At 72.5% G+C, this 7,933-nt stretch carries 6 protein-coding genes; 2 read left to right on the plus strand and 4 right to left on the minus strand.

Features of this window, described 5'->3' with window-relative positions; genetic code table 11:
• Positions 1–93: 93 nt before the first annotated feature.
• The 4 genes from IE278_RS36340 to IE278_RS36355 form a co-directional block, all read right to left on the minus strand.
• Entirely contained in the window at positions 94–2,595 is a 2,502-nt protein-coding gene (locus IE278_RS36340) for a transglutaminase TgpA family protein (protein WP_189779040.1), read from the minus strand.
• On the minus strand, positions 2,592–3,944 hold the full coding sequence (locus tag IE278_RS36345) for a DUF58 domain-containing protein (RefSeq protein ID WP_189779042.1): 1,353 nt from the start codon (positions 3,942–3,944) through the stop codon (positions 2,592–2,594). Before IE278_RS36345 ends, IE278_RS36340 begins: the two co-directional genes overlap by 4 nt.
• Positions 3,944–4,981 (minus strand): AAA family ATPase, encoded by a 1,038-nt coding sequence (locus IE278_RS36350; RefSeq protein WP_189779044.1) that lies wholly within the window; start codon positions 4,979–4,981, stop codon positions 3,944–3,946. The genes IE278_RS36345 and IE278_RS36350 overlap by 1 nt, the downstream gene beginning before the upstream one ends.
• A 204-nt stretch (positions 4,982–5,185) precedes the next feature.
• Complete coding sequence (locus IE278_RS36355) at positions 5,186–5,734, minus strand: beta-class carbonic anhydrase (protein ID WP_189779047.1); 549 nt, start codon at positions 5,732–5,734, stop codon at positions 5,186–5,188.
• Positions 5,735–6,138: 404 nt separating this feature from the next.
• Between IE278_RS36355 and rsmH the strand changes: the two genes are divergently transcribed.
• A complete protein-coding gene (rsmH, locus tag IE278_RS36360; protein ID WP_189779049.1) occupies positions 6,139–7,140 on the plus strand; it encodes a 16S rRNA (cytosine(1402)-N(4))-methyltransferase RsmH in 1,002 nt (333 codons plus the stop codon).
• A gap of 97 nt (positions 7,141–7,237) precedes the next feature.
• Entirely contained in the window at positions 7,238–7,801 is a 564-nt protein-coding gene (gene ftsL / locus IE278_RS36365) for a cell division protein FtsL (RefSeq protein WP_189779051.1), read from the plus strand.
• The last annotated feature ends 132 nt before the right edge of the window (positions 7,802–7,933 follow it).

Raw genomic sequence — 7,933 nt, forward strand, 5'->3', positions numbered from 1 at the left:
CGTCGCCCGCGTGAAGCCGTACAGCGAAGAGGGGGGCGCCGGCCCGGACAGGGTCGGCGCCCCCCTCTCTGATTCCTCGGTTCGGTGGGTCGGTCAGCCTCCGGTGCCGCCCTGGCTCGACGGGCGGCGCAGCAGGGCCGTCCAGCGGGCCGCGGCGCGGTACTTCAGCGCGTGCCACCTGTCGGATGCCGCCCACACCACCCGGACGGCCGAGCGCGGGGCGAGCAGTGCGCGCAGGCGCGTACCGCGGCTTGCGGTGGCCCGCAGGCCCTGGGTCATCCGGCGGACATCGGCACCCAGCCCCGGGGCCGGCCGAGGGCTCGGCGCGTACAGGACCTGCTCCACCGCGTCGGCGATCCGGTGGACGGAGGCCGCGGCCTCCGGCTCCAGATGCCCGACACGCACGATCCGTGCCGCCGCCTTCCGCGGTGTCTGCGACTCGTCGGGCGGGATGCCGAAGTCCCACGCCGTGTCACTGACCTCCTGCCAGGCCTCCAGCGCGACGGCCGCCGCGCGCGCCTCGGTCGCCCGGCCCTGCCCGTCGAGCCGGAGGTCCATCGCCGTGTCACCCCCGGCGTCCTGACCCGCTGCCCCCGCGACACCCCCGGCGTTCGCCACGGTCCAGTGGTGCGAACCGAGCCGCACCGACCGGGCCCGCAACCGCCACAGCATCGGCAGCAGCGGCAGCGTGCCCACGGCGAGTCCGCCCGCGAGCCACAGGAGCAGGGACAGCCACCACGGCGGATCGTCGTTCGTCGCGCCGAACGCCGCCTGCGGGGACTCGCTGGCGCAGGGCTGCTCCAGCTTCTTCTCGGCCGCCGTGCAGTCCTCGCTGCCCGACGGCGCCGCGGAGGGCTCCGAGGACGAGGAACGCGACGGCGCGTCCGGGTCGGGGACGGCCGCGCCGGGCGTGTCCGTGCGGGTGTAGTCGGGAACCGAGCCCCGGTTCGGAGTCGGCTCGAAGCGGGTCCAGCCCACGCCCTCGAAGTACAGCTCGGGCCAGGCGTGCGCGTCCCGCAGCCCCACCGACATCGTGCCGTCCGACTTGGGCGAACCGGGCGTGAAGCCCACCGCGACCCGGGCCGGTATGCCCAGCGTGCGGGCCATGGAGGCCATCGCGAAGGAGAAGTGGACGCAGAAGCCCTCCTTGTCCCTGAGGAAGCGCGCTATGGCCTGGGACCCGCTGCCGACCTTGACCTCCGTGTCGTACGTGAAGCCGCCCTCCAGGGCGAACCAGTCCTGCAGCTTCACCGCGCGCTCGTAGTCGTTGGCCGAGTCCGCCGTGATCCGCCGTGCCGTCGCGGCCACCACCGGCGGCAGCGAGTTCGGCACCTTGGTGAACTCGCGCTTCAGTACCTCCGGCGCCTCGGGCGCGTTCGCGAGCTGGTCCGCGGTCGGCTGCACGATCAGGCTCTTGACCGTGTACTCCTGGCCGCGGGTCGTCTGGCCGTGGTCGCCGACGAGCGTGCGGCCCACCGGCTCGAACCGCCACTTGCCGTTGATGCCCACCTGGCTGGCCGGGTAGGGCAGCGGCAGCCAGTCCTGCGCGTACCAGTCGGCCGCCGAGATCCTCGTCTGCACCTCGGTGCGCCGGACGTCGTCACTCAGGCCGGGCGGCGTCGGGAAGGATCCCGGCACGTCCTCGACATGGCGCTTGGCCGGCTTCCACGCCGTGCCGTCGAACTCGTCGAGCGAGACGATCCGCAGATACAGGTTCTGCGTCTCCTCGGAGTTGGTGCGGTAGGACATGACCTCGCGGTCCTCGTCCACGTTCAGGCTGTCGCTGAGCGAGACCAGGGGGTTCACCGCGGAGATCGTGTTGCCCCCGCCGGAACCCCCGGCGACGCCCGTGCGAGCGGCGTCCAGCAGCCCGCCGTCGAGTGCGGGCAGGGCGAGCGGGACGACCAGTGCGACGCCCAGTGCGACGGCGCCGATGCGCCGTCCCGTACGGACCGGCGCGGTCGGGCTCCCCGAGGGATCTCCGCCCGGTGCGCGCGGCCCGCCGCCGAAGACGCGTCCCCACTGCGAGAGCCGGTCGCGTCCCTCGGCCAGCAGCAGCACCAGATAACCGGTGGCCGCCAGCAGGAACCAGATCCAACCGGCGCCGCCGTCCGCGAGACCCGCGGCGACGGAGTACAGCGCGAGCAGGGGCAGCCCGGCGGGGGCGGCGCTGCGGAACGTCACCGCGAGCGCGTCCACCGCCAGTCCGATCACCACGACCCCGCCGACCATCATCAGACGGATGCCGTCGGAGAGCGGCGCGGGAATCGAGTACCGGCTGACGTCGTCCGCGCCCGCCTGCAACAGCTCACCGAAATAACGGAAGACATCGGGGCCGGGCAGCAGCCCGGCGACGGCCTGCTCCCGGGCGAACGACAGCGTCAGCAGCATCAGGGTCACCAGCGCCTGCACCGCGATCGTCAGCGGCCGTGCGAGCGGCACCCGCCGGGCCGCCGCGCCCACCCCGGTCTGCACCGCGAGCAGGAACGCCGCCTGGAGGAACCAGGTCGCCGGATCGACCAGCGGCAGCAGGGCGCAGGACGCCATCAAGGTCGCCGCCGCGGCGCACAGCGCCAGTCGCGCGCGCCCGCTCATGAGCCACCGCCTCCCGCCGTGCCGCCCGTCGACGCCACCCCGTTGCGCTGTCGGTCCGCCTCCCGCCACAGGTCGGCCAGGCCGACGCCCGGTGGGACGGCCACAGCGGTCCAGCCCGCCTCACGCAGCATCCGAAGCCGCTCCTCGCCCTGTTCGTCGGGGGCGCCCCGCACCCATGCCCCGCTGTCCAGCAGGAAGGCGATCGCCCCGCCGCTGCGCTGGCGCATCTTGGCGAGCACCGACGCCTGCTCCTCGTCCAGGTCGCCCAGGAAGGCCACCAGCAGTCCTTCGTTGCCACCGCGCAGCACCTCGTAGGCCCGGGACAGGCCCGTACCGTCGGAGTGGTCGATCACCGCGAGGGTGTCCATCATCAGCCCCGCCGCGTCCGCCGACTCCTGGTTCGCCCCGGCGAACCCGTCGGCGCCCTCGCCCGGCACCGAGGTGCCGGTATCGGTCAACAGGCGGACGGAGAAGCCCCGTTCGAGCATGTGCACCAGCGTCGACGCGGTGCCCGAGACGGCCCACTCGAAGGCCGAGTCGGGGCCCGCGCCGTCGAAGGCGATGCCCCGGGTGTCGAGGAGCACCGTGCAGCGGGACCGCTGCGGCTGCTCCTCGCGGCGCACCATCAGCTCGCCGTACCGGGCGGTCAGCCGCCAGTGGACCCTGCGCAGGTCGTCGCCGTACCGGTACCCGCGCGGGATCACGTCGTCCTCGCCCGCCAGCGCGAGCGAGCGCTGCCGCCCGTCGCCGTACCCCTTCGCCTCACCGGTCAGCCGGACCGGGGGCAGGGGCTCCACGCGCGGGACGACGGTGAGGGTGTCGTACGTCGAGAAGGAACGGGTCAGCTCGCACATGCCGAAGGGGTCGCTGAGCCGCAGTTGCAGCGGGCCCAGCGGGTAGCGCCCGCGCAGGTCCGAACGTACGCGGTACGACACCTCGCGCCGGCCGACCGCCTCGACCCGGTCCAGTACGAACCGGGGCCGCGGCCCCAGCACGTACGGCACCCGGTCCTGGAGCATCAGCAGGCCGGTGGGCAGCCGCGAGACGTTGTCCATCCGCAGATGGACACGTGCCTCGGCGCCCGCGGGCACGCGCGCGGGGGAGAGCCGGCGGCTGCCGGCGACCCGGTAGCGCGTGCGGTACAGCACGGCCGTGCAGACCAGCGGCAGCACGGCGAGCAGGAGTCCGACCCGGAGCAGATCGCTCTGCCCCAGGACGTACGCACAGATGGCGGCCGCGATGCCGGCGGCCAGGAACGACCGCCCGCGCGTGGTGAGCCCGCCGAGGGCCGTGCGCAGCCCGCCCCGGTCCTCCTCGGCCGACGCCGCGGGCATCCCCCCGCCCGCCATCACAGCCTCCGGGGCGGCTGCTGGCCGAAGGCGGACGTACCCCGGCCCATCGCCGGGCCGCCCGGCGCCTGGGGCGCCGCGGGCACGGCCGTGCGCTGGAGGATCTCCAGGACGACCTGCTCGGCCGTACGACGGTTCAACTGGGCCTGGGCGGTGGGCAGCAGCCGGTGTGCCAGGACCGCCACGGCGAGCGCCTGCACGTCGTCCGGCAGCGCGTAGTCCCGGCCGCTGAGAGCGGCGGACGCCTTCGCGGCGCGCAGCAGATGCAGCGTTGCGCGCGGCGAGGCGCCGAGTCTCAGGTCCGGGTGGCTGCGCGTGGCGCCGACCAGGTCGACCGCGTACCGGCGCACCGGCTCGGCGACGTGGACCGTGCGGACCGCGTCGATGAGCTTGAGGATCTCGTGCGCGTGCGCCACCGGCTGCAGGTCGTCCAGCGGGGAGGCCCCGCCGTGGATGTCGAGCATCTGCAACTCGGCCTCCGCGCTGGGATAGCCGATGGAGACCCGGGCCATGAAACGGTCCCGCTGCGCCTCCGGCAGCGGATAGGTGCCCTCCATCTCGACCGGGTTCTGCGTGGCCACCACCATGAAGGGGCTGGGCAGCTCGTAGGTGTGCCCGTCGATGGTGACCTGGCGCTCCTCCATGGACTCCAGGAGCGCCGACTGCGTCTTGGGCGACGCGCGGTTGATCTCGTCGCCGATCACGATCTGCGCGAAGATCGCCCCCGGTTTGAATTCGAACTCCCTGTTCTGCTGGTCCCAGATGGACACCCCTGTGATGTCCGAGGGCAGCAGGTCGGGCGTGAACTGAATACGTCGCACCGAGCAGTCGATGGACCGCGCCAATGCCTTGGCCAGCATGGTCTTGCCGACGCCGGGGACATCCTCGATGAGTAGATGCCCCTCGGCGAGCAGTACGGTCAGCGAAAGCCGTACGACCTCAGGCTTGCCCTCGATCACTTCCTCCACCGAACTGCGGACTCTCTCCACAGTGGCGGTCAGATCTGTAAGGCTCGCTCGATCGTCATAGGTCGTCACCCGGCCCTCCTCGGCCCGTTCTTTCTCCGGGCCGACACGCTGCGATGCGGACCGGCCCACCCCGAACACGGACGCCACGCGTAAAAAGTTCCGCGCGACGCCACACACGCATTCTTGTTGCCGTTACCGGTTCGTGTCATCCGCCTGTGGATAACTGGCCGTGATATGTCGGGTCTTGCGCTGTATGGCCGGGTCCAACTGGCGTCAGGTGGGGTCTATCTCACTCAGGAGACCCGTCTTCACGTCGAACACGAAACCACGTACGTCGTCGGAGTGCAGAAGGAACGGGGAGGTCCGCACGCGCTGCATGGACTGCCGTACGTCCTGTTCGACGTCGCGGAACGCCTCGACCGCCCACGCCGGGCGCTGGCCGACCTCCATCTCCAGGTCGTGGCGGAACTCCTCGGTGAGGGACTCCAGGCCGCAGCCGGTGTGATGGATGAGCACGACGCTGCGGGTGCCGAGCGCGCGCTGGCTGATGGTCAGGGAACGGATCACGTCGTCCGTCACGACACCGCCCGCGTTGCGGATGGTGTGACAGTCGCCGAGTTCGAGGCCGAGCGCGTCGTGCAGGTCGAGGCGGGCGTCCATGCAGGCCACGACCGCGACGCGCAGGACCGGCCGGGCGTCCATGCCCGGGTCGGTGAACGCGGCGGCGTACCGCTCGTTGGCCTCGACCAGGCGGTCCGTGACGGTGCCGGGGCGGGCCGTGGCGTCCTCGGGCTCGGTGGGAACGGATGCGGAAGTCGTCATGCTTATGACGGTAAGGGGCACGTGCCGTTCGGGCCCGCTGTGAGAGGGGACAAAGAACATCAATGAGCGTTGTTGTGAGGTAACCCACAAGGGTGGACAGAGTGCGCCCGTTCGGGTGGAAAATACCGGGTTTTCGCTTGATCGCGGGCGAGAGTCGCGACGCGCAGGCCGGTTCATTGACCGCGAGACACCGTGGACTAAAGTGACGCGAAGCGGGAGGCGAGCAGTCCTCCCTGCTGGACTGCTGTCCCCCGGAGGCCCGGCGACATGCCGGGATCTCCCCGCGTGCGCGGCGCGTACGTACGGCTCGGCCTCCTCCCGCTCCCGGTCGGCTGACCCTTCCGGCGCCGGCGGGGACCCGGCGGTGCGTACGGCCGGGCCGGACCTGAGAGGGCCCAGATTCAATGGGGCGCGAAGCGCATTCGAGTAAGGGCGGTGGCGGGCGAGGGGAGGGACAGAGTCGACATGTCCCGGTGATGCTCCAGCGGTGTCTGGACATGCTGGCCCCCGCACTGGAGGCACCGGGAGCCGTGGTCGTCGACTGCACCCTCGGTCTCGGCGGTCACAGTGAGGCCCTGCTCAGCCGCTTCCCCGAGGCCCGCCTGATCGGCCTCGACCGCGACAAGGAGGCACTGCGCCTCTCCGGGGAACGGCTCGCGCCCTTCGGCGACCGGGCCGAGCTGGTGCACGCGGTCTACGACGAACTCCCCGACGTGCTCGACCGGCTGGGTCTCGCGAGCGTCCAGGGCGTCCTCTTCGACCTGGGCGTCTCCTCCATGCAGCTCGACGAGGCGGACCGCGGCTTCGCCTACGCCCAGGACGCGCCGCTCGACATGCGCATGGACCAGACGACCGGCATCAGCGCGGCCGAGGTGCTCAACACCTACCCGCCCGGCGAGCTCGTGCGGATCCTGCGGGCGTACGGCGAGGAGAAGCAGGCCAAGCGGATCGTGTCCGCGGTCGTCCGCGAGCGGGACAAGGAGCCGTTCACCAACAGCGCGCGCCTCGTCGAACTGATCCGCGACTCCCTGCCGCAGGCGGCCAAGCGCACCGGCGGCAACCCCGCCAAGCGGACCTTCCAGGCGCTGCGCATCGAGGTCAACGGCGAACTCACCGTCCTGGAGAGGGCGATCCCCGCCGCCGTGAAGGCGCTCGCCGTCGGCGGCCGGATCGCCGTGCTGGCGTACCACTCCCTGGAGGACCGGCTGGTGAAGCAGGTCTTCGCGGCGGGCGCCGCCAACACCGCGCCCGCCGGACTGCCGGTCGTCCCCGAGCGCTACCAGCCCCGGCTCAAGCTCCTCACGCGCGGTGCCGAACTCCCCACCGAGGAAGAGGTCGCGGAGAACCGGCGGGCCGCTCCCGCGCGGCTGCGCGGGGCGGAGCGCATCAGGGAGGACACCGAGTGACGGACAGGGTGCGTGAGGTGGACGACCGGACTCACCGGGCACAGGGGCCGCACACCCGGACCCACCGGCCAGGAACCCGAACTCACCTGGAGGGTAGGTGAATAGGAAACCCGAACTGAGGGGCAGAGCGGCCCGGCTCGCGCGGCTCTTCCCGACCGGCTCAGGACAGGCGGCCCGTACCCCCTTCGTCCTCCTGGTCGTGCTGCTGCTCGGAGGCGGTCTCATCGGGCTCCTGGTGCTGAACTCGGCCCTCAGCGAAGGGTCGTTCCAGCTCGACGACCTGCAGAAGGACACCAAGAGCCTCACCGACGAGGAGCAGGCGCTCCAGCGCGACGTGGACGCCTACTCCGCCCCCGACGCCCTCCAGCGCCGCGCCCGCGAGCTCGGCATGGTGCCCGGCGGCGACCCGGCCTTCCTGAATCCCGACGGCACCGTCCTCGGCGTCCCCAGCGCGGCCGCCGAGCAGTCGTCCGTGTACGCGCCCGTGATCAGGCCGCCCGAGGCGCTCGTCCCCGAACCGGCCGAGACCTCCCCGGAGCCGGCCCCGACGTCCGCCGAGCCGCAGCCGTCCACCGGGCAGCCCGCGCCCACCGGGGCGCCGGAGCCGGCCACGGAGAGCGCCGCGCAGCCCACGCCGACCTCTACGATCCCCGGCAGGTGACGGAAGTGTCCGACAGGGAACCCCCGCGCCGCAGGGTGCCCGCGCCCGCCCGGTCCTCGAAGCCCGGCGGGTCCGCGAAGCCCGCCCGCCCCGCGAAGCCCGGCACCCAGCGGCGCCCCGGGCCCGGCGCCC

Origin of the sequence: Streptomyces tauricus, from assembly GCF_014650955.1 — a bacterium.
Classification (GTDB): domain Bacteria; phylum Actinomycetota; class Actinomycetes; order Streptomycetales; family Streptomycetaceae; genus Streptomyces; species Streptomyces tauricus.

What these genes read in the sequence shown, in the direction of transcription:
- IE278_RS36355 (WP_189779047.1), bottom strand. Translation starts at nt 5,734, where the DNA reads ATGACGACTTCCGCATCCGTTCCCACCGAGCCCGAGGACGCCACGGCC.
- IE278_RS36345 (WP_189779042.1), bottom strand. Translation starts at nt 3,944, where the DNA reads ATGGCGGGCGGGGGGATGCCCGCGGCGTCGGCCGAGGAGGACCGGGGC.
- IE278_RS36340 (WP_189779040.1), bottom strand. Translation starts at nt 2,595, where the DNA reads ATGAGCGGGCGCGCGCGACTGGCGCTGTGCGCCGCGGCGGCGACCTTG.
- rsmH (WP_189779049.1), top strand. Translation starts at nt 6,139, where the DNA reads ATGGGGCGCGAAGCGCATTCGAGTAAGGGCGGTGGCGGGCGAGGGGAG.